This is a genomic window from Amycolatopsis sp. MtRt-6 (assembly GCF_017308975.1).
Taxonomy (GTDB): domain Bacteria; phylum Actinomycetota; class Actinomycetes; order Mycobacteriales; family Pseudonocardiaceae; genus Amycolatopsis.
Genome location: NZ_JADWPD010000002.1, coordinates 409,639 through 433,386 on the forward strand (window position 1 = coordinate 409,639; position 23,748 = coordinate 433,386).

Genomic DNA, 23,748 nt, shown 5'->3' on the forward strand with positions numbered 1-23,748 from the left:
CCTTCAAGGGGTTCAGGCGGTTTCGCCGGGCCAGTAGAGGCGCATCGGGTTGTCGACGAGCAGCTTCCGCTGCCGTTCGGGGGTGTCCGCGATCCGCGGCACGTGGTCGACGAGCAGGCCGTCGTCGGGCATGTGGTGCTCGAGGTTGGGGTGCGGCCAGTCGGTCCCCCACAGCACCCGGTCCGGGAACGCCTCGACGACGCGGCGGGCGAACGGCACGACGTCGCTGTAGGCCGGGGGCCCGGTGACCGTCAGCCGCTCAGGGCAGCTCACCTTCACCCAGACGTCGTGGCGGCCGGCGAACTCGAGGAACCGGCCGAACTCCGGGCCGTCCACCGGTTTCGTGACGTCCGGCCGTCCCATGTGGTCGATCACCAGCGGCACGGGCAGCGTGCCGAAGAAGCCTGCCAGCTCGGGCAGGTCGGCGGCCTCGAAGTACAGCACGACGTGCCAGCCGAGCGGGGCGATCTTGCGCGCGATCGCGGCCAGGTCTTCCCGGGGCGAGGCGTCGACCAGCCGCTTGACGAAGTTGAACCGCACGCCCCGGACGCCCGCCGCGTCGAGTTCGCGCAGCTGGGCGTCCCCGATGTCCGGCCGGACGGTGGCGACACCGCGCGCCCGGCCGCCGGCCGCGCGGACGGCGTCGACCATCGCGGCGTTGTCCGCGCCGTGGCAGGTGGCCTGCACGATGACGTTCCGGGAGACGCCGAGGTGGTCGCGCAGGGCGAAGAGCCGGTCCTTGCCCGCGTCGCACGGGGTGTACTTGCGTTCGGGCGCGAAGGGGAACTCCGCCTGCGGGCCGAACACGTGGCAGTGCGCGTCGACCGCGCCGGGCGGCAGCCGGAAGTCCGGTGTGGACGGTGCGGCGCACCAGTCCAGCCAGCCCGGCGTCTTCGGTGCGGTCACCGGCCCTGGCCTTTCAGGAGCGCGTCCAGGCGCGGGTAGACGGCGCGGGCGTTGTGTTCCCGGATCGCCGCCCAGTCCGCTTCGGACAGGTTCGCCGCCTCGGCGTACCGGCGGGTGTCGTCGAAGTGGTGGCCAGTCCGCGGGTCCACGCTGCGGACAGCGCCGATCATCTCCGACGCGAACAGGATGTTGCGCGCCGGGACGACGTCGAAGAGCAGGTCCGAGCCCGGCTGGTGGTAGACGCAGGTGTCGAAGAAGACGTTGCCCAGCACGTGCTCCTCCAGTTCGGGCTTGCCCAGCGCCATCGCCAGCCCGCGGAACCGGCCCCAGTGGTAGGGCACCGCGCCGCCGCCGTGCGGGATGATCAGCCGCAGCGCCGGGAAGTCGGTGAAGAGATCGCCCTGCACGAGCTGCATGAAGGCGGTCGTGTCGGCGTTGAGGTAGTGCGCGCCGGTGGTGTGGAACGCCGGGTTGACGCTGGTGCTGACGTGCACCATCGCCGGGACGTCGTACTCCACCATCTTCTCGTAGATCGGGTACCACGACCGGTCGGTCAGCGGCGGGGCCGTCCAGTGGCCGCCGCTCGGGTCGGGGTTGAGGTTCAGCGCGACGGCGCCGTACTCCTCGACGCAGCGTGTCAGCTCCGGGAGGCAGGTGGCGGGGTCGACGCCCGGGGACTGCGGGAGCATCGCGGCGGGCGCGAACCGCTCCGGGTAGAGCGTGCTGACGCGGTGGCAGAGCTCGTTGCAGATCGCCGCCCACGCCGCCGACGTCTCGAAGCCGCCGACGTGGTGGGCCATGAAGGAGGCGCGGGGCGAGAAGATCGTCAGGTCGATGCCACGGTCGTCCATCAGCCGCAGCTGGTTCGGTTCGACGCTCTCGCGCAGTTCGTCGTCGCTGATCCGCAGGTCGGCGCGGGCAGGTGCGGCACCGGAGCCGGTCAGCGCGGCGACCTGCCGGTCGCGCCACGCCGCGAGGGCGGGCGGCGCGGTCGTGTAGTGGCCGTGGCAGTCGATGATCAAGGTGCTTCCTCGTCGCTTCGGGTTCCGATGGTCGCACAGTAATCGTCGATGACATTGTTAACAATATCTACGACGAAGTTTGTCATGGGTGCGCGTCCCTCCGCACCTAGACTCTGCGCATGGGTGCCCGTTCCCGACGAAGCGCCGGCAACCTGCCCGCCGAGCTGACCAGCTTCGTCGGCAGGCGGCAGGAAACCGCGGAAGCGAAACGCCTGCTGGCGGCGGCCCGGCTGGTCACGCTGACCGGCGCCGCCGGGGTCGGCAAGACGCGGCTGGCGCTGCGGGTCGCCGCCGACGTGCGCCGGGCCTTCCCGGACGGCTTGTGGCTGGTCGAGCTCGCCGACCTGGGTGATCCGCACCTGGTGCCGAACACCGTGGCGACCGCGTTCGGCCTGCGGGGCACCAGCGACCAGGCGGCCGGGCTCGCCGAGTACCTCGAAGACAAGCAGCTGCTGCTGGTGCTGGACAACTGCGAGCACGTCGGGGACGAGTGCGCGATGCTGGCCGCGAAGCTGCTCGCGGCCTCCGGCGGGCTCCGGGTGCTGGCCACCAGCCGGCACACGCTGCACGTCGAGGGCGAGCACATCCTGCACGTCCCGCCGCTGCCCGTCCCGCCGGCGGACGACACCGCCGCCGGCCCGGCCGAGGCGGTGACGCTGTTCACCGAACGCGCGGCCGCCGTCGCCCCCGGCTTCGAGCTCACCCCCGGCAACCGCGCGGCGGTGCACCGGATCTGCCGGCGGCTGGAGGGCATCCCGCTGGCCATCGAGCTCGCCGCGGTCCGCGTCCGGGTGCTGTCGGCCGACCAGATCCTCGACCGGCTCGACGACCGGCTCGGCCTGCTCACCGAACGGCCGCTCGCCGCGCAGCCCCGCCGCCGGACCCTCGAGGCGGCGGTCGGCTGGAGCTTCGAGCTGTGCACCCCCGCGGAACAGCGGCTGTGGGCGCAGGCGTCGGTGTTCCCCGGCGGGTTCGACCTCGACGCCGCCGAGCACGTCTGCGCGCCCGGGGACGCCCCCAGCACGCTGGACGTCGTCACGGGCCTGGTCGACAAGTCCGTCCTCAGCCGCCAGAACGGCACCTTCGGGCGGCACGCCTGGTACCGCATGCTGGAGACCGTCCGCGAATACGGCGGCGGCAAGCTGACCGGCGACGAAGCCGCCGTGCGGGCCCGGCAGACCGCGTACTACGCGGAGCTCGCGCGGCGCTACCGGGCCGAGGGGTTCGGCCCGCGGCAGTCGGAGTGGCTCGGCCGGCTCCGGCGCGAGCACGCCAACCTCCGCGCGGTGCTGGAGCACTGCCTGTCCGGCCCCGGGCAGGCGGGCCAGGCACTCGACATCGCGGCTTCGCTGTGGAACTTCTGGTACGGCGGCGGTCTGGTGCCGGAGGGCTGCGGTTACCTGCGGCGCGGTCTCGAGCTGTGCCGCGAGCGCACGGTGGTCCGGGCCCGGGGGTTGTACGCGATGGCGTTCCTCGCGATCCAGACCGGCGCGCCGCACGCGGACCTGCTGGCGGAACTGGCCGAGCTCGCCGAAGAGCTCGACGACGCACGGCTGCGGGCCGGCCACGCCGAGTGCGCCGGCATGGCGACGTTCTTCGCCGGCGACCTGGCGGGCGGTGCCGTCCTGCTGGAGCGGGCGCTGGCCGGGTACCGCACGGCCGGGGACGCGCTGCTGGTGTTCGACACGCTGATCCTGCTCGCCGCCGTGCGCTTCTTCCTCGGCGATCCGCGCGGGGCGGCCGCCGCGGAGGAGGCGCTGGCCCTCACCGAGCAGCACCAGGCGCGCTGGTCCCGTGGTTACGCGCTGTGGGCGGTCGCGGTCCACCGCTGGCGGGCGGGCGAGCCCGGGAAAGCCGCGGACCTGCTGCGCGAGGCCATCGCCCTGCGGCTGACCGACCGCACGCTGCTCGCGTTCCTCGTCGAGGCGCTCGCCTGGTGCCATTCCGCCGAAGGCGCGCACGACCGGGTGGCGCGGCTGCTCGGGGGCGCCGCCGCGGTCTGGCGGCTCAGCGGCGCCCGCGTCGGCGAAATGAGTCCCTACCAGGGCGTCGACGAGCAGTGCGCGGCGCCGGCCCGCACGGCGCTCGGCGACGAAGCGTTCGACGCGGCCTTCGCCGAGGCGGCCGGTTCCGGCCTCGACGACGTCATCCGCGACGCGCTGGGCGAGCGGCCCGCCCCCGGAACGGCGGGCAAGGCGGCCGAGCCCGGCGGGCTCACCCGGCGGCAGCGGGAGATCGCCGAGCTGGTGGCGCGCGGGATGACGAACAAGGAGATCGCGGCGGCCCTCGTCCTCAGCGGACGGACCGTGGAGGGGCACGTCGAGAACATCCTGGTCAAGCTCGGGCTCACCTCCCGCACCCAGGTGGCCTCGTGGCTCGCCGGGCAACCCGGGTGGCGATCCGGGTAGTTTCCCCGGTCCCCTCCGGTCCTGTTCGGACGATCCTCTTCCCCGCGACCGCTCACAGTGGGAGGAGGACGAGTGTCCATCGACTCGGCGCCGCAGACGTGCCCCCGGTGCCGTCGCCCGACGGTCCTCGTCTCCCACGCCTGGGGACGCCAGTGGGTCCACGTCGGCACCTGGCGTCCGCAGTGCGGTGCCCCGTCCTGGGCGCTCCGCCCGGGGGACGACCGGGCCACGCCCGTTCCGGTGGGGCCGGTCCAACAGCCGGGCCGGCGGCCGCCACCTCGCGTGGCCCGGTAGACGTGGTGGGACCGGGCGGTTCCCTCCCCCCAAGACCGCCCGGTCCTCCGTGGGGGGGGCGGGGTGTGTGGGGGGGGGGGGGGGGGGCCCCGCCCCCCCCCCCCCCCCCCCCCCCACCACGCTCGCCCGCTTTTCCATCAATCCGGATTGATGTATTCTCGGGCCTCCGGCAGCACAAGGAGGTCCGGCCGTGAACGAGGAGCACGCCAGCGTCCGGTACGTCGTCGACGACGTCCCGGCGGCCATCGGCTTCTACACCACCCACCTGGGGTTCACGGTGCGCACGAGCCCCGGCCCCGCGTTCGCCGACGTCGTCCGCGGCCCGCTGCGGCTGCTGCTGTCCGGGCCCGCGAGTTCCGGTGCCCGCGCCACCCCCGCGGACTTCGCCGCCGCCGGGCGCAACCGCATCCACCTGGTGGTGGCCGACCTCGATGCCGAGGTGGCGCGGCTGACCGCCGCCGGCGTGCCCTTCCGCACCGACGTGGTGTCCGGCCCCGGCGGACGGCAGATCCTCCTGGCCGACCCGGCGGGAAACCTCGTGGAGCTGTTCCAGCCCGCGCACTAGGCTGCGGCCGTGCCGGAAACGCGCCTCGACCTCGCCCGCATCCAGGCGGCCCGCCAGGTGATCGATCCGGTCTTCCGCGACACGCCCCTGTACCGCTGCGAAGCACTGGATCCCGTGCTCGGGTGTTCGGTGCGCATCAAGCTGGAGACGGCGAACCCGGTGCGCAGCTTCAAGGGGCGCGGCACCGAAGTGGTCGCGGACGGGCTCGTCCGGAACGGACCGCGGGCGGCCGTGTGCGCCAGCGCGGGCAACCTCGGGCAGGCCCTCGCGTGGTCCGGGCGCGGCCGGGGACTCGACGTCACCGTCGTCGCTTCCCGGCACGCGACGGCGGCCAAGCTCGACCGCGTCCGCGCGCTGGGCGCCCGGCTGGAACTGGTGGACGGCGACCACGAGCTGGCCCGCGAGCGCGCCGCGGCCATCGCCCGCCACGACGGCATCCGGCTGGTCGAAGACAGCCTGGACCTCGAGACCTGCGAGGGCGCGGCGACCATCGGCCTGGAGCTGGTGGCGGCCGTGCCGTCGTTCGACGTCGTCCTGATCGCCCTCGGCGGTGGGGCGCTGGCCACCGGGGTGGGGCACGTGGTGCGCTCCCTGGCCCCCGGCGCCGAGGTGATCTGCGTCCAGCCGGCGGGTGCCCCGGCGATGACCCGCTCCTGGCACGCGCGGCGCGTCGTCACGACCGGCCCGACGAACACCATCGCCGACGGCGTCGCCGGGCGGCGGCCCATCCCGGAGGTCCTGGCCGACCTCCTCGTCGTCGCGGACGACGCCGTCCTGGTCGAGGAGGCGTCGATCATCGCCGGGATGCGGCTGCTGCTCGACCACGCCGGGCTGGTGGCCGAACCGTCGGCCGCGCTGGGCATCGCGGCGATCCTGGCTGACCGCGACCGCTTCGCCGGCCGGCAGGTGGTGACCATCGTGTGCGGCGGCAACGTCGACCCGCACGCCTACCGCGGCTGGGTCGGACCGGCCTGATTCACACCGCGGCGGGCTTCGGCTCCGCGCCCGCCGGGGCGAATTCGTTCAGCGGTGCGCCCGGCGGTCAAGCGGCCCCCATTCCCGGGACTCCTGTTCGTCCACCAGCCGCCGGGCTTCCCGCAGCACCTCGTCCGCCACCCACGCCAGCGGCTCCACGTCGACGACCAGCGGCTCGTTGTCCGGGCCGCGGGCGATCTCGCGGCCGCGCAGGACCCACGGCCGCACCCCCGGGCCGCGCAGGTCGCGCAGGTGCTCGTAGTCGTACAGGCGGCGCGCCAGCCACAGCCGGACCGACCGGTCGCCCCACCAGGGCTCGCGGCGCAGCGAGTTCGCCGAGAGGCCGGGCAGCGCGATCCCCGTCAGCCCGTCACGGCTCGACGCGCTGTCGGCCAGGTCGGTCTCCGGGCCGCGGGACCAGCGGACATACAGGTCGCCTTCGGCTCCGAAGAGCCGGGCCAGCTCGGCCAGATCCTTCACCGTGGGCAGCATGATCACGCAGTACCCGGGCGTCCGGCGGCTAACCCAGGCGGTCAGGACCTGCGATCGGCATGACAACCGCCGATAGCGGGTACAGCGCCTGCGTGGGCGATCACGAGAGGAGGCGTGGCGCGCACCGAAGCGGCACCGCACGCCAAAGGGAGTACTCATGAGCCAGACAGTCGGTGACTACCTGCTCCAGCGCCTGCGCGAGTGGGGCGTGGACCAGGTCTTCGCCTATCCGGGCGACGGGATCAACGGGCTCGTCACCGCGTTCGGCAAGGCGGACAACCAGCCCCGCTTCGTGCAGGCCCGGCACGAGGAGATGGCCGCGTTCGCGGCCGTCGGCTACGCGAAGTTCAGCGGCAAGGTCGGCGTCTGCATGGCGACGTCCGGCCCGGGCGCGATCCACCTGCTCAACGGGCTCTACGACGCCAAGCTGGACCACGTCCCGGTGGTCGCGATCGTCGGCCAGACCGCGCGCAGCGCGATGGGCGGCAGCTACCAGCAGGAAGTCGACCTCCAGGCGCTCTACAAGGACGTCGCGAGCGAATACCTCGTCGAGGTCAACGTCGCCGAGCAGCTGCCGAACGCGCTCGACCGGGCGATCCGGACGGCCGAGTCGTCCCGCTGCCCGACCGCCCTGATCATCCCCGCGGACCTGCAGGAGGAGGCGTACTCGCCGCCGCAGCACGCGTTCAAGCAGGTGCCCTCCAGCCCGCCGAGCACGGCGTGGTCCCGGCCGGTCCCGGCCGAGGCGGACCTCGACGCGGCGGCCGAGGTGCTCAACGCCGGCGAGAAGGTCGCCATCCTGGTCGGCCAGGGCGCGCGCGGCGCGGCCGAGGAGGTCCGCCAGGTCGCCGAGGTCACCGGCGCCGGCGTCGCGAAGGCGTTGCTGGGCAAGGACGTCCTGCCCGACGACCTGCCGTGGGTGACCGGCTCGATCGGGTTGCTCGGCACCCGGCCGAGCTACGAGTTGATGCGCGACTGCGACACGCTGCTGATCGTCGGCTCGAACTTCCCGTACAGCCAGTTCCTGCCGGACTTCGGGCAGGCACGCGCGGTGCAGATCGACCTGGACGGCCGGTTCATCGGGATGCGCTACCCGACCGAGGTCAACCTGGTCGGCGACAGCGCGGCCACGCTGCGGGCGCTGCTGCCGAAGCTGGCGAGCAAGCCGGACTCCTCGTGGCGCGAGACGATCGAGAAGAACGTCGCCTCCTGGTGGGAGACCGTCGAGAAGGAAGCGGCGGTGGCCGCCGAGCCGGTCAACCCGATGGCCATCGTGTCCGAGCTGTCGAAGCGGATCCCGGAGGACGCCATCGTCACCGCGGACTCCGGCTCGTCGACCAACTGGTACGCCCGCAACCTGCGCATCCGCGGTGACATCCGCGGGTCGCTGTCGGGCACCCTGGCCACGATGGGTCCCGGTGTGCCGTACGCGATCGGCGCCAAGTTCGCCCACCCGGACCGGCCGGTGATCGCCCTCGTCGGCGACGGCGCCATGCAGATGAACGGCCTCGCCGAGCTGATCACGATCGCGCGCTACCAGCACCTCTGGAGCGACCCGCGCTGCGTGATCTGCGTGTTCCACAACAACGACCTCAACCAGGTCACCTGGGAGCTGCGCGCGATGGGCGGCGCGCCGAAGTTCGAGGAGTCCCAGACCCTGCCGGACGTCGACTACGCCGGGTTCGCGCTGTCGCTCGGGCTGGCCGCCGTCACGGTCGACAAGCCGGACCAGCTGGCCACGGCGTGGGAGACGGTGCTCTCGGCGGGCAAGCCGGCGGTGCTGGACGTCCGCTGCGACCCCGACGTGCCGCCGATCCCGCCGCACGCCACCTTCGAGCAGGTGAAGTCGGCGACCGAGGCCGTCCTCAAGGGCGACCCGGACGCGTTCCACGTCGTCGCGCAGGGCGTCAAGACGAAGCTGCAGGAGTTCCTGCCGGGCGGGAAGAGCCGCACCCCGTGAGCACCGCCGAGGTCGTCGTCGTGACCGGGGCCAGCGGCGGCATCGGCCGCGCCGTCGCGCGGGCGTTCGGCGCCCGGCAGGCCCGGGTCGCCCTGCTGGCCCGCGGAAAGCGGGGACTCGAAGCGGCCGCGGAAGACGTCACCCGCGCCGGCGGGACGGCGCTCGCCCTCCCCACCGACGTCGCCGACTTCGACCAGGTCGACGCCGCCGCGTCCCGGGCCGAGCAGGAGCTCGGCCCGATCGACGTGTGGGTGAACGTGGCGTTCACCTCGGTGTTCGCGCCGTTCGACGAGATCGGGCCGGACGAGTTCCGGCGCGTCACCGAAGTGAGCTACCTCGGGTACGTCCACGGCACGATGGCCGCCCTGAGCCGGATGAAGCCCCGCGACCGCGGCACGATCGTGCAGGTCGGCTCGGCGCTGGCGTACCGCGGAATCCCGTTGCAGAGCGCGTATTGCGGCGCGAAGCACGCGATCCAGGGGTTCACCGAGGCCCTGCGCTGCGAGCTGCTGCACGACGGCAGCCACGTCCGCACCACGATGGTGCAGCTGCCCGCGGTCAACACGCCGCAGTTTTCGTGGGTCCGCTCCAAGCTGCCGCACCAGGCCCAGCCGGTGCCGCCGATCTACCAGCCGGAGGTCGCGGCCCGGGCGGTGGTGCACGCGGCCGGCCACCCGCGCCGGCGCGAGTACTGGGTGGGTGGGAGCACGGTGGGGACGTTGCTCGCGAACGCCGTCGCCCCGGGTGTGCTCGACCGGTACCTCGCGCGGACGGGGTACCGCTCCCAGCAGACGGGTGCGGAGAAGCCGGCCGGGCAGCCGGAGAACCTGTGGGCTCCGGCGGACCGCGGGCGGGATTTCGGTGCGCACGGCCAGTTCGACGGGCAGGCGACGCCGCGGAGCGTGCAGCTGTGGGCGAGCCGGCACCACGGTGTCGTCGCCGCGGCGGGAGGCGCGTTGGCCGCGACGGCGCTGGCGGTGTGGCGGCGGGCGCGGTCGTGACCGGGCTCAGGCCGGCCGGAAGCCCGACGGCGATCCGGCCGGTGCCGCCGGGCATCGGCCGAAAGGACGAGGCCGCCGCGCGCGAACCGCCCCTTCGGCCGAGGTGACCGGGCCCTTCCCTCCCCTAGCTTGATCGGCAGGCGGGGAGGAGGGGCCATGAAGTTCACCGCCAAGCGAGTCGTCGTCGCCGCGGCCGCGGCCGGGGTCGCCGTGGTCGGTGCCGGGGCCACCGTGATCGCCACAGCCGCCGATCCCGTCTCGCCCGAGGTCGCCGGCGCGACACCCGCCGACGCCGGGCACGAGACCGAAGGCAAGTACACCACCGGGAACTACGTGCTCAACGTCCACGAACTCGACGACGACGGCGAAGGCGTCAGCACCGCCATCGGACCGCACACCACGTACTACTCGAAGACCCTGCACGGCAGCGGGAACCGGCAGCACACGGTCGTCAAGTTCTCCGCCGGCTCGGACGCCGACGGGCCGATCTTCTTCAGCTATCCCGTTCCCGCGCCCGGCCGGGTCGTCGGCTGCGTGGCCTCCGGGACCGAAGCCGCGCCGCAGGTGCGGTGCGAGACCACGCCGCCCGCGAGGTGATCAGCGCGACGTGAGGGTCACACCCCGAGCGCACTGACCAGCAAGGCGGCCACCGCGGCACGGTGCCCCGGGCTGTCCGCCCACCGCAGCCGCCGGCCGGCCTCGACCACCACGCCGAAGCCCGCGTGCACCAGGACCCGGGCGCCACGGGTGTCGAGGTCCGGCCGGGCCTGCCGCAGGTGCTGCTCCCACACCGCGATGTGCTCGCGCTGCGCCGCCACCAGCGGGCGGCGCAGCGCCTCCGGCAAGCCGGCGATTTCCGCGTTGGCCACGCTGTTGAGGGCACTGTGCTCGAAGCTGTACGCCACGTACGTCGCCGTCAGGGCGCTCAGCGCGTCGTGCGGGCCGGTCCTGCCGCGCAGGTTGTGGTCGACCGCCTGGGCCAGCAGCCCCGCCGCCTGCAGGCACGCCGCGGCCAGGATGTCGGCCTTGCCCGGGAAGTAGCGGTAGAGCGCGGACGGCACCAGCCCCACCGCCTCGGCGATCCGGCCGTTCGTGACCGTGGCGAAGCCGTCCCGTTCGAACAGCGGGACGGCCGCCGCGAGGATCTCCGAACGCCGGGTCCGCGGCACCGGCGGGGCGGGGATCTCGGCGAAGACCGGCCCGGCCGCGGCGGGGTCCGTGGCGGCGACGCGCAGGGCGGCCGTCCGCAGCAGGTCCTCGACCCGGCGCTGGGCGATCGCGTTGTGGTGCGTGGTGACCGACCCGATGGCGCCCAGGGCCGCCACGGCCCGCAGGTGCTCGTCGGGCCCCGGGTGCTCGCGCCGGACCGCGTCCGCCACGCGGTCGACGACGTGCGCGAACTTGCCCGCCAGCAGCCGGCGGTCCTCGCGCTCGAGGTAACGGGCCTCCCAGCGGTACACGCCACCGGTCTCCCGGTGGGCGACGGTCACCCGGGTGACGGCGGCGAAGATCGCGTCGAGGGACGCGGCCGGGGGCACCTCGGCGAGCGCGGCGACGAGCCGGTCCGCCATGACGTTCGCGCACTCGGCGAACAACGCGTACTTGTTCGGGAAGTGCCGGTACAGCGCGGCCGCGGTGATGCCCACGCGCGCCGCGATCTCCTCCATCGACGCCGCGTGGTAGCCGCGCTCGCTGAACACCGCGGCGCCCGCCTCGACGATGAGCTGCCTGCGGTTGCGCGGCCGGACGGCCGCGGCCGGCTCGGCGGTCACCGCGGCGGCCGGAGCGGGGTGCGACGGGCCATGCGTGCCAGTCAACCACAGGACCGCCGGGTCTTGCCCACCCGCGAGTCACCTTCTATGTTAATGAGGAATCTCCTCGCGAAGCGCCTATTACCTATCAAGGAAGCTAGGTAAGTAAATGAGCAATCTCAGCAGGAGGAACGCGCTCTCGCTCGGCGTCGCGCTGGGCTTGGCCGGTGCGGCGAGCGTCGTCCCGGCCTGGGCGCCGACGGCGACGGCCGCGGGCGCCGACCCGTGGTGGGTGTGGGACGACGAAGTCGACGCCCTGATGGCGGGAATCGTCGACGGCGGCCGGGTCCCCGCGGTCAACACCGCGCTGCGGTCGTGGGTGGACAACGCCGACCCGCTGCCGTCCGGCCTGCCCGCCGACCTCGCCTCCTGGCTCCAGCGGGTCAACCGGCTGCCCTCCTGGGCCGACCCCGCCAAGCTGCGCCGCGCCGCCGACTTCAACCGGCGCAAGGACACCTACCTCTTCATGCTCTACGGCCTCGGCAGCGGCATCATGAGCACGGTCATCCCGCGGGAGGCCCGGTCGGTCTACTGGTCGGCGGGCGGGGCCGACATGCAGGACCGCGCGGCCAAGACGTTCACCTTCGGCTACGACCTGGGCGACCTGAACGCGTTCCAGCCGAGCGGCCAGTTCGTCGTCACGGCCAACAAGACGCGCCTGGTGCACGCGGCGGTGCGGCACCTGCTGCCGCAGTCACCGCGCTGGCGGGCGGTCGCCGACGAGCGGATCCCGATCAGCAACGGCGACATCCTGGTCACCTTCCACAGCCTCGGCACCTTCGTGCACCGGAAGCTCAAGGAGTGGCGCGTCCCGATGCCGCCCGCCGACGAGGCCGCCTTCCTGCACCAGTGGCAGGTCGCCATGCACCTGCTCGGCGTCCGGGACGAGTTCATCCCGCAGACGTGGGCCGCGGCGGACGCCCAGTCGGCCCAGGTGCTCACGCCGTTGCTCGCCCCGACGCCCGAAGGCAAGGAGCTCGCCGCGGACCTGCTCGGGCTGACCGCGCAGATCGACCTGGGCGTCACCCGCGGTTTCCTCGACGAGTTCGTGCGGTACGTGCTCAGCAACGAGGTCGGCGACTGGCTGGGCCTGCCGCGCGACTACGCGGCGGCCGCGCTGATCCGCACCGGGTGGCCCGCGTACATCGCCTTCCGGGAAGGCCTGCTGCCCATCGCCCCGGCCGGCTTCTACCTCTTCGACCAGTTCGTCCGCGCGCTCGCCATGCTGTTCCTCAACAAGGGAACGTCCTCGACGAGCACGCCCATCACGATCCCGACCGGCAACCGGCCCGGCGCCTGAGGAGCGCCGGACCGGCGGAGCGTCAGGCCGGGCCCCGGCCCCACAGCCGCCAGGTCTGGTTGAGCGGGCTGTTCTGGGTGACCGGCCGGCACGTCCACTGGATCACCGCGGCGCGGGCGGCGGTGGAAACGCCGTTGACGTCGACGCACTTGCCGCTGTGCCGGGCGACGAGCTGGTAGTCGTGCGAATCGTTGCCGCCGTAGGTCACCCGGCGCGGCGAGAACTGCTGGCTCGTGGCACCGTCGGCGCAGGTCCGCTGCTGGACGGCGGCGCCGTCGGCGGCCGAGGCGCCGGCCACCTCGAGGCACTTGCCGCTCTGCTGGTTGACGACGGTGTAGGCGCCGGCGACGCCGGGCACCGGCCGGAAGTCCCACAGCTGCTGCGCGCCGCCCTCGCAGACGTCCTGCTGCTGACGGTTGCCGTCCGCGGTGCCGCCGTCGGTGTTGTCCAGGCACTGCTGGGAATGCTGGGCGACGGCGACGGACTGGAAACCCTGGTCCGACGGCGGCAGCAGGGTGATGCCGAAGGCGTCGTCGATGGCCGTGTGCGGGAGGTTGACGGTGAGGGCGTTGCCGGAGACGGCCACCACCGAGTCCCGGATGGTCACCGGGCTCTGGACCGCGGCCCCGCCGTTGAACGGGAACTGCTGGACGACGACCCGCACCTGATTGTTCTGGACGACGCCGGCGGTGGTGTCCAGGCGCTGCAGGGCAACCGCGACGTTCCCGGTCGTGCCACCGCCGCCGACCAGGACCTTCGCCACCCCGGCCGCCTTCGTGGCGAACGGGTCGTAGGCCGGGCTCGGCTTCGAGGCCACGATCTGGCCGGTCTGCGAGCCGTAGAAGCGGTAGGCCCACCACTCGCCCTTGGGCAGGTACCGGCCCGCGGAGTTGCGGACGAGCAGGTTCGCGAGGTCGTTGTGCAGGTTCCCGCCACTGGCCCAGTTGGCACGCAGGCCGTCGGCACCGGCGCGCTCGAGGCGGGCGATGTACCAGGCGCCGTCACCGGGGTTCTGCTCGTTCGTCGCCCCGTATTCGTTGATCTGGTACGGCCGCGGGTGCGGGATGCCGCGCGAGCCGAGCGAGGCGTCGGCGGCGGCGACGTTCGCCACCGGATCGCCCGGCAGGGAGTGCCAGCTGACGATGTCGGGAACGGTGTTCGAGCCGCGCACGAAGTCGAGGTACTGCGTCCACCAGCTCGCCGAGGTCGCCGGAACCCCGGCGAGGCTGGGGCCGACGATCGGCTGCGCCGGGAAGGCCGCCCGGATGCGCTGGTAGGCGCGCTGCCACATGGCGAAGTACTGGCTCTGCGGCCGGTTCCAGAACAGCGTGATGTTGGGCTCGTTCCAGATGTCCCACTCCACCGGGGCGCCCGTCGCCCGCACGTCGTTGATCAGGCGGGTGAGGAAGGCGTCGTAGTCGGACCAGTCGCCGTTGTCGCCGGGGAAGCGGGAGATCGGGTAGCCGTCCGCGCCCCAGAGGTCGTGGACGAGCAGGACGAACTGGCCGCCGAGCGCGCGGGTGCGCAGGAGCTGGGCGCGGGTGGCGTTCCACCGCCGGTCGTACTTGCCCGAAACCCAGCCGCCCGGGCTGTCCAGTTGCGCGCCGCCGGCCCGCATCGCCTGGAAACCGACGTCCCGGAAGAAGTGGTCGGGCGGGTTCGCGGCGTTCTCGGTCATGCCGTAGATCCACCCGGAAGCCCGGTGGGTGGGCGCGCCACCGGCAACGGAGAAGTCGACGGAGATCGACTCGTCCGCGGCCCGGGCCGGCACGGAGAGGGCGACGGCGGAGGCACCGGTCAGCGCACCGGTGATCAGAAGGGCGGCCAGGCCACGGCGGACGCGGGGCCGCTGACGCGAGGTGTCCACGAACAGCTCCTTTGGCGGTGGACGTGCGGAGGTCGATCACCGTCATCGAACCGGTTCGACCACCAAGGAACGTACGCCGCAGGGTATTCACCGACAATCGGCCAAATGGAGGCGAACCGGTTCGGCGGGGTGGGCTTGGTCGAGGACGGCCTCGGCGGGAGGGTGGACGCCGCTGCGGGAGCCGGGCCGGCGGGTGGGCGCGGGCCGGGGTGGCGGGAGCGGGTGGCGGATGGCGGGCTCGGCCGGGGTGGTGGGCTCGGCCGGGGTGGTGGGCCCGGGCAGCGGGCTGTCAGCGGGCGTACGGGTGACGCAGGCCCGGCCGGCTGGAGCAGCCACCCCGCCGTCCAGCGCAGCCCCGCCGGCGAGCCCGCACCCCGACCCGACGCCCGCCGGCGCGCAGCAGAAAGGGGGCTTCCTCCCGTCCCCGCGAGGAAAGCCCCCTCCCCACCCCTCCCCGGCTCAGCGGTAGCCGGCCGCCACCACGTTCGCCTGCACCGCGTTGTCCGTCGCGTCCGACGGGTAGCCCGCCACCATCGCCCCCTCGTAGAACGTTCCCGCGCTCAGGTTGGCGCCGCCGCCCGGCTTGCAGCAGTCGCCGCCGCTGCCGAGCACTATCGCTCCCTGCTTCTTCATCGGGCTGTAGCCGGTCGGGAGGCTTCCGTCCCACATCGTGATCAGGCTGCCCGCCTGGGCGTTGCTGCCCTTCAGCGCGAACCGGGACGTGCCGTTGTTCTTCAGCATCGCCGTGACGAACTTGCTCGGGAGCGCGCGCTGGTTCGGGTTCCACTGCTGGCTTCCGCCCGGGTACAGCCCCCACTCGAGGTCGGCCTGCACCCACGGACCCGTTCCCTGGCAGCCGCCGAACCAGCACTGCGTGCCGAAGTTGATCGCGTCCATCGCGCCTGCCGCGTCGGCCTTCCTGGTCGTCTCGCTGTTGCCGTAGTCGAAGCAGCAGCCGCTGTTGACGTGCGTTCCGCTCGTCACCATGTACATCCCCTCCGGCGCGCTGCCGGTCGGCACGCCCGTCAGGTGCCCGTCGCGCCAATAGCTGTTGCCCGGGTTGATGTACAGCGAGTACGCCTTCGCGCCGCCGACGGTCAGCGACTCCGACGTCGCCTTCGCCGGGCTGCTCTGGCTGGAGCCCGGGACCACGCTCGAGCCCTGGTACCACAGGTCGTTCCCGCGCCCGGACTGGTCGTACACCACCGTGATGACACACGACGTCCCGGCGCAGAAGGAATCCTGGACACTCGCGTCCGCGGTGCCGCCCGCGGCCCGGACGCCGATGTTCCGGCTCGTGTTGTCCGACGAACGCCTTACCTGGTAAAGGCTTCCGGCGTAGCTGCCGTAGAGCGCCCGGACCGTGCTGTGCGCCGCGACGCACGGCGTGCCGCCCGACGCGTAGATGTCGCACGGGGCCGTCCCGCCCGGGTCCGGCGGTGTCGTCCCGGTGCTCCACCGCTGGTTGCCCTGGCCGTGGCAGGTCCACAGGACGACCGCCGTGCCGTTGGCCGTGCCGGCACCCGTCACGTCCAGGCACAGTCCGGATTGGCCGCCGCTGATCGTCCCGTCGGCGTTCTGCCGCCACTGCTGGTTCGCGCCGCCGTGGCACGACCAGCTGATCACCGCCGTCCCGGCCGACGTCTGGCCGCCGTAGGCGTCCACGCACCGGGTGCCGTTCAGCGTCCGCAGCTCCCCCGCAGCGGTGAACTCGTACGCCTGCCCGGCCTGGCCGGAGCAGTCCCGGATCTCCAGCGCGCCGGTACCGTCCCGGACGGTCAGGCACCGCCCGGACGCCTCGCCCACCAGGGGCGCGGCGGCCGCCGCGGCCGGGGCCGTCCCGGCCAGCGTCGTCAGCAGCATCGCGGCCACCACCACGAACACGCGCACGATTCCTCCTCTGTGGACAGTCACGCCGACTTGCGCGGCACCAGCTCCGTGTCGAGCACCGTGCTCCGGCGCGGGGCCGCGCCGTCGATCATCGCCAGCAGCTCGGCCGTCATCCGGGCACCCATCTCCTCGACCGGCTGGCGCACGGTGGTGAGCGGCGGGTCCGTCCAGCAGCCGATCGGCAGGTCGTCGAACCCGACGACGGCGACGTCCTCGGGCACCCGCCGCCCCGCGCGGCGCAGCGCGCGCAACGCCCCGACGGCCATCATGTCGGACGCGGCGAAGATCCCGTCGATGTCGGGACGGCGGCTCAGCAGCCGGGACGTCGCGTACTCGCCGGACGCCTGCCCGAAGTCCCCGCACACGACGAGGCTCTCGTCGTACCGGCCGGTCCGCGCCATCGCCTGCCGGTACCCGAGCAGCCGGTCCACGCCGGCGGTCATGTCCTGCGGCCCGGCGACGGTCGCGACGGTGAGGCGGCCGCCGTCGAGCAGCCGCTGGGTCGCCAGCCGCGCTCCGCCCTCGTTGTCCGCGTCGACGTACGGCAGCCGGCCCGTCCGCCCCGGCTGGACCGGCCGCCCGCCGAACACCACCGGGATGCCGAGCCAGTCGAGGTCGAGCGGGCGGCGGCCGTGCATGCCGACGACCAGCGCGCCGTCGACGTGCCCGCCGTCGAGGTACCGGACCACCGGCGACTGGTAGTCGTCGGTGGCCGGCACGGTGAGCAGCACGAGCTGCACCCCCACCGCGGTCAGTTCCCGGCCGACCCCCGCGGCGATCCGCGGGAAGTACGGGTCGGTGAACAACCGCGGCACTTCCTCGCAGACCACCAGCGCGATCGAGCCCGTGTGCCGCGCGCTGGGCGCCCGCGCCGCCCGCTGGCGGGCGTACCCGAGCGCCAGCATCGCGGACTCCACCTGCTTGCGGCGTTCCGGGCTCACCCGCGGGAACCCGTTCAGGACGCGGGAAGCCGTCGCGATCGACACCCCGGCCGCGCGGGCGACGTCGGCCAGGGTGGGACGGAAGTCCCGCGAATCGGCGACGGACACCGGTTCAGACACGCTGGAGCGCGAAACGCTGGTTGGCGTTCCCGGTGAACGTCCACTGGGAAATCCGCGCGCCGTCGGCGGTCGAGACGCCCCACACGTCCAGCGCCAGGCCGCTCATCCGGTTGACCAGGCTCACCGAGCCGCCCTGGTCGACCACCCGCCACTGCTGGGCTTGGGCGTTGGTGTCGGCCTGCTGGCTGATGTCGGCGCCGCTGTTCGCGTTGGCCGCCTGGAGCACCAGCCCGCTGTGGCGCGCCCGGACCCGGTAGTAGCCGTCACCGGAGTCGACGAAGTCGAACTGCTGGCTGAGCCCGCCGTTGGCCGGCTCCTGCTGGATGAGCGCGCCGGCCGCCGTCGAGGCGCCGGTGATCCCGACGGCCTTGTTGCTGTGCTGGGCCGTCAGCCGGTAGTTCACGCCGACCTGCACCGGCGGCGTCGAGGGCGTGGACCCGAACTGCGTGATGAACTTCCACACCTCACCCGAGGTCCAGGTCTGCCAGCCGCTGCCGCCGCCGTCCTTCGGACCCGGGTCGTGCCCGCCGTCGAAGGCGGCCCAGACGACCGGGTACCCGGCCCGGCACCCGGAATACGCGGTGACGATGTGGGTCCGGCTGCCGGCGGCGGGCTCCGGCGGGTTCTGCGGGGTGCAGCCGTTGTTCCGGACGAACTGGTCGCGCAGCGAGCGCCCCAGCGAGATGGGGAGGACGTTGTCGCCGAGGCCGTGCATGCCGATGTAGGCGACGGGCTGGGTGCCGCCGTTGCACCCGCTGAGGTTCGCCCCGGAGTAGACGGCGACCGCGCGGAACACCGTGGGCCGGGCGCAGGCGAGGGCGTAGCTCATGCCGCCGCCGTAGCTGAAGCCGCCGGCGAACACCTGGGTCGTCTCGACGCACAGCGCGGCCTGGACCTGGCGCAGCAGGTCGTCGATGAACGTGACGTCCTGGCCGCCGGGGTTGGCCCAGCCGTTGCCGTTGCCCTGGGGCGCCACGAAGATCGTGTTGTTGCCCGAGCTGTCGGCCAGCCGGCGGAGGCCGTAGTACGACCAGTTGTAGCCGTCGCTCCCGCCCGAGTCGACGTCGTTCATGGTGCCGCCGCGCCAGTGCAGGCCGATGAACAGCCGGTACGGGTGGTTGTTGTTGTAGTTGGCCGGGACCCGCAGGATGTAGCTGCGGTTCTGGCCGCCGCTGGAGATCGTGTGGTTGCCGCTCGCCAGCCCGGGGGCCTTCCCGCAGCCCGCGGTGCCGGCGGCCACCGAGGCCGGCCGGTCGGCGCCGGCGGGGGCGGCCTGCACGGTGCCGCTCACCCCCAGCGCGAGCACGGCTCCGATCACGGCGGAGGCGAACAGGGATCTGCGCTTCACCATCACATGGCTCCCTCGGTGTTCGGACGTCGTCGTCCTCCGGGGCGGGGGACCCCGGAGCAAAGCTGGTCCACAGTGGATGGTCACCGGCCGAAGAGGCGGCGCTGGATCTCCCGGCGGTAGTCCTCCAGGGTGTTGTCCAGGTGGACACCGGCGGCGTGGGCCGCCGCGTCCGGGTCGCCGTCCCGGATCGCCCGGTAGATCGCGGCGTGCTCGTCGATCGCGCCCGCCGCGTGCCCGCCGATCGCGCCGGACATCCCGATGATGTTCGACTGGCGTTGCAGGCGGCGGGCTTCGCGCACGGCCGCGACGAGGAACTGGTTGTGCGACGCGGCGGCGATCCCGGCGTGGAAGTCGTCGTCGCCGGCGTCGAACAGCGAGTACTGCCCGCTCAGGTGGCCGTGCCGGCAGGTCTCGGCGGCGGCCTCGATCGCGCGCAGCTCCGCGGGGGTGGCGTTGGCCGCGGCCAGGCGGCTGGCCGCCGTCTCCTGGATCCGGCGGAACTCGAAGAGCATGTAGACGTGGTCGAGATCGGTGGGCAGGAAGAACGCGCCCCACCGGGACCCGCCGAGCATGCCCTCGTCGTCGGAGACATACAGCCCACGTCCTTTGTGCGCTCGCACCCGGCCGATGGCCGAGAGGATCTTGACGGCCTCCCGCACCATGGTCCGGCTCGTTCCCATCCGCGCCGCCAGCTCGTTCTCGGTCGGCATCCGATCGCCGGGCCGCAGTTCCAGTTCGGCGATCAGCCGGAGGATCTGCTCCGCCACGACTTCGTAGCCGGGGCGGTACGGGACAGGCGGTGCTACTACTTCCTCGTCACGGGTCACGCAATGAGTATGACCAATAACTCCGGGCAGCACCTTACCTCGCTCACCCGCCATCCGGTCAATCTTTGTCAGACCGACCTGAAAATTACATCCCCGGCGCCCGCCGCGGCACCGGGACGGAGCAATGAGCATGCTCATCGCTTGACGCCGTGGAGGCGCGCTGTTCTCATGGATCACCGACCCACCAACGGAAAACCGTCAAGCACCCTCGAAACTTTCGATCGCCGGCCGAGCCCCGCCGCCGGCGGATGAGTCCGACACATCCCGCCCGGTCCACCGCCGACCGGTGGCCGGTCCGGCACCGCGCCGGCCGGCCGGGTACCGGTTTCAGTACACAGTGGACGGTCTGGCGCAGCTGACCGCCGCCCCGTCTCCGGAGAGGTCCCCGCCATGCTGTCGCGCACCGTTGCCGCGCTCGTCACCGCCCTCGTGGTGACCGCGCTCGCCACGCCACCCGCCCACGCCGCGACCGTCACCATCGCCGTGGCGCCGAACGGCAGCGACGCCAACCCCGGCACGCCCGAGCAGCCGGTCGCCACCCCGGCGAAGGCCCAGGAGCTGGCCCGCGCCCAGTCGGCGGCCAACGACGTCGTCGTGCAGCTGGCCGGCGGCACGTACCGGCTGCCGGCCCCGCTGAAGTTCACCAACGCCGACTCCGGGCAGAACGGCCACACCGTCACCTGGCAGGCCGCGCCCGGCCAGACGCCGGTCCTCTCCGGCGGCAGCCCGGTCACCGGCTGGGCGGTGCAGGACGCGGGCCAGAACATCTGGGTGGCGTCCGTGCCGCCGGGTGCCGACTCCCGCCAGCTGTTCGTCGACGGCGCGCTCGCCCCGCGCGCGTCGATCCCGCTGGCCCGCACCGACGTCCAGTTCACCACCACCGGGATGACCATCACCAACCCGGCGCTGAACTACCTCGCCACGCTGCCGCAGCAGAACCGGATCGAGGTGGAGAGCCAGAACTCCTTCACCGACCGGTACTCCCCCGTCGAGCGCATCAGCGGGAACTCGATCGTCATGCAGCAACCCGCGTGGAACAACAACAACTGGGGCTACGACACCCTGGCCAAGCCGTTCGGCGGCGGCCGGATGTTCCTGCAGAACTCCTACTCGTTCCTCAAGACCACCGGCCAGTGGTACCTCGACCCGCAGGCCGGGAAGCTGTACTACAAGGCACCGAGCGGCTGGGTGCCCGGCAGCCACGCCGTCGAGCTCCCGCGGCTGACGTCGCTGCTGCAGATCAGCGGCAGCTACGACAACCCGGTGCGCGGCCTGACCTTCAAGGGCCTGAGCTTCGAGCACACCACCTGGCTCACGCCCAGCACGTCGGTCGGCTACGCGAACCAGCAGACCGGCACGTTCCTCCCGGCCGCGGCCCCGATGCCGGGCGACTTCCTGACCTCCTGCCAGTCGGGCTGCCGCCAGTTCGAGGGCGCCCGCAACAGCTGGGCGCAGGCCCCCGCCGCCGTCCAGGTCTCGGCCGCCACCGGGATCACCTTCAGCGGCAACACCTTCACCCGGCTCGGCCAGGTCGCGCTCGGCATCGGCAACGACGCGAACGCCCACGGCTCCGGCATCGGCCTCGGCGCGTCGTCGATCACCGTGGACCACAACACGTTCACCGAGGTCTCCGGCGGCGGCGTCATCGTCGGCGGCGTGCGCCCGGACGCCCACCACCCGTCGAACCCCGCGATGACGAACCGGGACGTCACCATCTCGTACAACACCGTGCGCCGGGTCGCGTTGGACTACAAGGAAATGGCCGGCATCCTCTCGACCTACGCGACGCACACCGTCATCACGCACAACGACGTCTCCGAACTCACCTACGACGGCATCGACGTCGGCTGGGGCTGGGGCGCCAACGACCAGGGCGGCAGCCAGGACTACCGCAACCGCGGCCTGTACGACTACCAGCCCGTCTACAGCACGCCGACCACGCTGCGGGACACGGTCGTCAGCTACAACCGGGTGCACGGCACGAAGAAGCTGATGCACGACGGCGGCAGCATCTACAACCTCTCCGCCAACCCCGGCAGCTCGATCGACCACAACCACATCTTCGACAACAACCGCACGGTCGGCCTGTACCTGGACGAAGGCTCCCGCTACGTGACGGTGTCGGCGAACGTCATCCAGGACGCCGGGGTCTGGGCCTTCACCAACGCCAACGGCAGCAACAACACCAACGACAACACGTTCCGCGGCAACTGGTACAACGGTGGCGCGACCCAGGTGGCCACCGGGCCGCCGCACAACAACGTCCTCACCGGGAACGTCCAGGTCAGCGGCACGAACTGGCCGCCGGAAGCGCGGCAGGTCATCGCCGCCGCGGGCACCGGCGGGAGCGGCCCGGCCGCGGGCCCGGTCCGCGCGCTCGGGAAGTGCCTGGACGTCAGCGGGGCCAGCACCACCCCCGGCGCCCAGGTGCAGATCTGGGACTGCCACGGCGGCACCAACCAGGCCTGGGCCCGGACCACCGCGGGTGAGCTGACCGTCTACAGCCGCGACAGCACCCGCTGCCTGGACGCCTCCGGCCAGGGCACCACCCCGGGCACCCGGATCGTGACCTGGAACTGCAACGGCCAGGGCAACCAGCGGTGGCAGGTCAACGCGAACGGCACGATCACCGGTGTCCAGTCCGGGCTGTGCCTCGACGTCACCGGCTCCGCGACCACGAACGGCACCCTGATCCAGCTGGCCACCTGCACCGGCGCGAACAACCAGAAGTGGACTCTCGGCTAGCGCCCCAAGGCCACATTGGGTGCGTTGAACGCACCGAAGGCCACATTGGGTGCGTTGAACGCACCGAAGGCCACATTGGGGTGGACCGGCGCCACCAGCCAGCAGTGGCACCCAACGGCAGCACGAACAACCAGTGGACCATCACCGGCGTGTGACGGCCGACCAGCGAGGAGACGAGATGCGAACACGGCTCAGGTGGCTCGCCGCGGCCGCGGCGGTCCTGGCCGGCGCCGTCCTGCCGGGCACCGCCACCGCCGATTCGAACGGCGGGGTCCGGGTCATGCCGCTGGGCGACTCCATCACCGAAGGCACGCAGGTGCCCGGCGGGTACCGGATCGGGCTCTGGCAGCGGGTCACGGCGGGCGGGTACCAGGTGGACTTCACCGGCTCGCAGGCCAACGGCCCCGCCACCCTCGGCGATCGCGACCACGAGGGGCACCCGGGCTGGCGCATCGACCAGATCGACGCGAACATCGTCTCCTGGCTGCGCACCAGCACCCCGCACACGGTCCTGTTGCACATCGGCACCAACGACGTCCTGCAGAACCACGACGTCGCGGGCGCCCCCGCCCGCCTGTCGGCCCTGGTCGACCGCATCACCGCGACCGCACCGGACGCCGAGGTGTTCGTCGCGACGATCATCCCGCTGGCCAACAGCGGCCAGGAAGCCGCCGGGCGCGCCTTCAACGCCACGATCCCCGGAATGGTGCAGAGCAAGCGGAACGCCGGCAAGCACGTGCACCTGGTGGACATGCACGCCGCACTGACCACCGCCGACCTGATCGACGGCGTCCACCCCACGGCCACGGGCTACGACAAGATGGCCGCGAAGTGGTACGCCGCGCTGCAGTCGGTTCCGGGCAGCATCGGCACCCCGGGACAGTCCTCGACAACACAGCTCGTCGGTGTGCAGTCGGGCCGGTGCGCCGACGTCCCTTCCGCCGCCGACGGCACCCCGGTGCAGCTGGCCGACTGTGCCGGAGCGCCGTGGACGCGCACCGGCAGGCAGCTGACGACCGCGGGGAACAAGTGCCTGGACGCGTCGGGCCAGGGCACGGCCGACGGGACGCCGGTGATCATCTGGACCTGCTCCGGCCAGGCCAACCAGCAGTGGAACGTCAACGCCGACGGGACGATCACCGGCGTGCAGTCCGGCCGGTGCCTCGACGCGACCGGGCAGGGCACCACCGCCGGCACCCGGCTGATCCTGTGGACCTGCCACGGGCAGGCGAACCAGAAGTGGACGCTGCGAGCGGCCGGCTGACCGGCTCGT

The 23,748-nt window shown here is 72.8% G+C and carries 18 protein-coding genes; 9 read left to right on the forward strand and 9 right to left on the reverse strand.

Annotation, left to right across the window (positions count from 1 at the left end; all coding sequences use genetic code 11):
* Positions 1 to 12: 12 nt before the first annotated feature.
* Together I4Q55_RS05485 and I4Q55_RS05490 are read right to left on the reverse strand one after the other, a co-directional pair.
* Positions 13 to 906, reverse strand: coding sequence for an amidohydrolase family protein (locus I4Q55_RS05485; RefSeq protein WP_206784891.1), 894 nt, complete (start codon positions 904 to 906; stop codon positions 13 to 15).
* Positions 903 to 1,928, reverse strand: coding sequence for an amidohydrolase family protein (locus I4Q55_RS05490; protein WP_206784892.1), 1,026 nt, complete (start codon positions 1,926 to 1,928; stop codon positions 903 to 905). The genes I4Q55_RS05485 and I4Q55_RS05490 overlap by 4 nt, the downstream gene beginning before the upstream one ends.
* A 119-nt stretch (positions 1,929 to 2,047) precedes the next feature.
* Between I4Q55_RS05490 and I4Q55_RS05495 the strand changes: the two genes are divergently transcribed.
* From I4Q55_RS05495 to I4Q55_RS05505, 3 genes are all read left to right on the forward strand, one after another.
* Entirely contained in the window at positions 2,048 to 4,336 is a 2,289-nt protein-coding gene (locus tag I4Q55_RS05495) for a LuxR C-terminal-related transcriptional regulator (protein WP_206784893.1), read from the forward strand.
* 484 nt (positions 4,337 to 4,820) lie between these two features.
* On the forward strand, positions 4,821 to 5,195 hold the full coding sequence (locus tag I4Q55_RS05500; protein ID WP_206784894.1) for a VOC family protein: 375 nt from the start codon (positions 4,821 to 4,823) through the stop codon (positions 5,193 to 5,195).
* A 9-nt stretch (positions 5,196 to 5,204) separates the two neighbouring features.
* Positions 5,205 to 6,170 carry a threonine/serine dehydratase gene (locus I4Q55_RS05505; RefSeq protein ID WP_206784895.1) on the forward strand — a complete coding sequence of 322 codons (966 nt, stop codon included), beginning with the start codon at positions 5,205 to 5,207 and terminating at the stop codon, positions 6,168 to 6,170.
* Positions 6,171 to 6,218: 48 nt separating this feature from the next.
* Here the strand turns inward: I4Q55_RS05505 and I4Q55_RS05510 are convergent, their stop codons facing one another.
* Positions 6,219 to 6,662, reverse strand: a complete 444-nt coding sequence (locus I4Q55_RS05510) for a DUF6098 family protein (protein WP_206784896.1) — start codon at positions 6,660 to 6,662, stop codon at positions 6,219 to 6,221.
* 157 nt (positions 6,663 to 6,819) lie between these two features.
* On the opposite strand from I4Q55_RS05510, the gene I4Q55_RS05515 reads away from it, so the two are divergent.
* The 3 genes from I4Q55_RS05515 (at position 6,820) to I4Q55_RS05525 (ending at position 10,220) form a co-directional block, all read left to right on the forward strand.
* Positions 6,820 to 8,622 (forward strand): thiamine pyrophosphate-requiring protein, encoded by a 1,803-nt coding sequence (locus I4Q55_RS05515; RefSeq protein WP_206784897.1) that lies wholly within the window; start codon positions 6,820 to 6,822, stop codon positions 8,620 to 8,622.
* Positions 8,619 to 9,623: an SDR family oxidoreductase gene (locus I4Q55_RS05520; RefSeq protein WP_206784898.1), complete on the forward strand. Its 1,005-nt coding sequence runs from the start codon at positions 8,619 to 8,621 to the stop codon at positions 9,621 to 9,623. The genes I4Q55_RS05515 and I4Q55_RS05520 overlap by 4 nt, the downstream gene beginning before the upstream one ends.
* A gap of 156 nt (positions 9,624 to 9,779) precedes the next feature.
* Positions 9,780 to 10,220 carry a hypothetical protein gene (locus I4Q55_RS05525; RefSeq protein WP_206784899.1) on the forward strand — a complete coding sequence of 147 codons (441 nt, stop codon included), beginning with the start codon at positions 9,780 to 9,782 and terminating at the stop codon, positions 10,218 to 10,220.
* Between the two features lie 17 nt (positions 10,221 to 10,237).
* Here I4Q55_RS05525 and I4Q55_RS05530 read toward each other — a convergent pair whose 3' ends face one another.
* Positions 10,238 to 11,395 carry a TetR/AcrR family transcriptional regulator gene (locus I4Q55_RS05530; protein ID WP_206785040.1) on the reverse strand — a complete coding sequence of 386 codons (1,158 nt, stop codon included), beginning with the start codon at positions 11,393 to 11,395 and terminating at the stop codon, positions 10,238 to 10,240.
* Between the two features lie 148 nt (positions 11,396 to 11,543).
* On the opposite strand from I4Q55_RS05530, the gene I4Q55_RS05535 reads away from it, so the two are divergent.
* Positions 11,544 to 12,734 carry an oxygenase MpaB family protein gene (locus tag I4Q55_RS05535; protein WP_206784900.1) on the forward strand — a complete coding sequence of 397 codons (1,191 nt, stop codon included), beginning with the start codon at positions 11,544 to 11,546 and terminating at the stop codon, positions 12,732 to 12,734.
* A 22-nt stretch (positions 12,735 to 12,756) separates the two neighbouring features.
* On the opposite strand, the gene I4Q55_RS05540 is transcribed toward I4Q55_RS05535, so the two are convergent.
* From I4Q55_RS05540 to I4Q55_RS05560, 5 genes are all read right to left on the reverse strand, one after another.
* On the reverse strand, positions 12,757 to 14,601 hold the full coding sequence (locus I4Q55_RS05540) for an RICIN domain-containing protein (protein WP_206784901.1): 1,845 nt from the start codon (positions 14,599 to 14,601) through the stop codon (positions 12,757 to 12,759).
* Between the two features lie 459 nt (positions 14,602 to 15,060).
* Positions 15,061 to 16,491, reverse strand: a complete 1,431-nt coding sequence (locus I4Q55_RS05545; RefSeq protein WP_206784902.1) for an arabinofuranosidase catalytic domain-containing protein — start codon at positions 16,489 to 16,491, stop codon at positions 15,061 to 15,063.
* A gap of 20 nt (positions 16,492 to 16,511) precedes the next feature.
* Entirely contained in the window at positions 16,512 to 17,552 is a 1,041-nt protein-coding gene (locus I4Q55_RS05550; RefSeq protein WP_374194446.1) for a LacI family DNA-binding transcriptional regulator, read from the reverse strand.
* Entirely contained in the window at positions 17,545 to 18,903 is a 1,359-nt protein-coding gene (locus tag I4Q55_RS05555; RefSeq protein ID WP_206784903.1) for an RICIN domain-containing protein, read from the reverse strand. The genes I4Q55_RS05550 and I4Q55_RS05555 overlap by 8 nt, the downstream gene beginning before the upstream one ends.
* 80 nt (positions 18,904 to 18,983) lie before the next feature.
* The gene (locus tag I4Q55_RS05560; protein WP_307793122.1) at positions 18,984 to 19,730 is read right to left on the reverse strand and encodes an FCD domain-containing protein; all 747 of its coding nucleotides are present in this window, start codon (positions 19,728 to 19,730) and stop codon (positions 18,984 to 18,986) included.
* Positions 19,731 to 20,120: 390 nt separating this feature from the next.
* Here I4Q55_RS05560 and I4Q55_RS05565 point away from each other — a divergent pair, with 390 nt between their 5' ends.
* Both I4Q55_RS05565 and I4Q55_RS05570 read left to right on the forward strand, forming a co-directional pair.
* On the forward strand, positions 20,121 to 22,475 hold the full coding sequence (locus I4Q55_RS05565) for a ricin-type beta-trefoil lectin domain protein (protein ID WP_206784904.1): 2,355 nt from the start codon (positions 20,121 to 20,123) through the stop codon (positions 22,473 to 22,475).
* A gap of 178 nt (positions 22,476 to 22,653) precedes the next feature.
* Positions 22,654 to 23,739: a ricin-type beta-trefoil lectin domain protein gene (locus I4Q55_RS05570; RefSeq protein WP_206784905.1), complete on the forward strand. Its 1,086-nt coding sequence runs from the start codon at positions 22,654 to 22,656 to the stop codon at positions 23,737 to 23,739.
* The last annotated feature ends 9 nt before the right edge of the window (positions 23,740 to 23,748 follow it).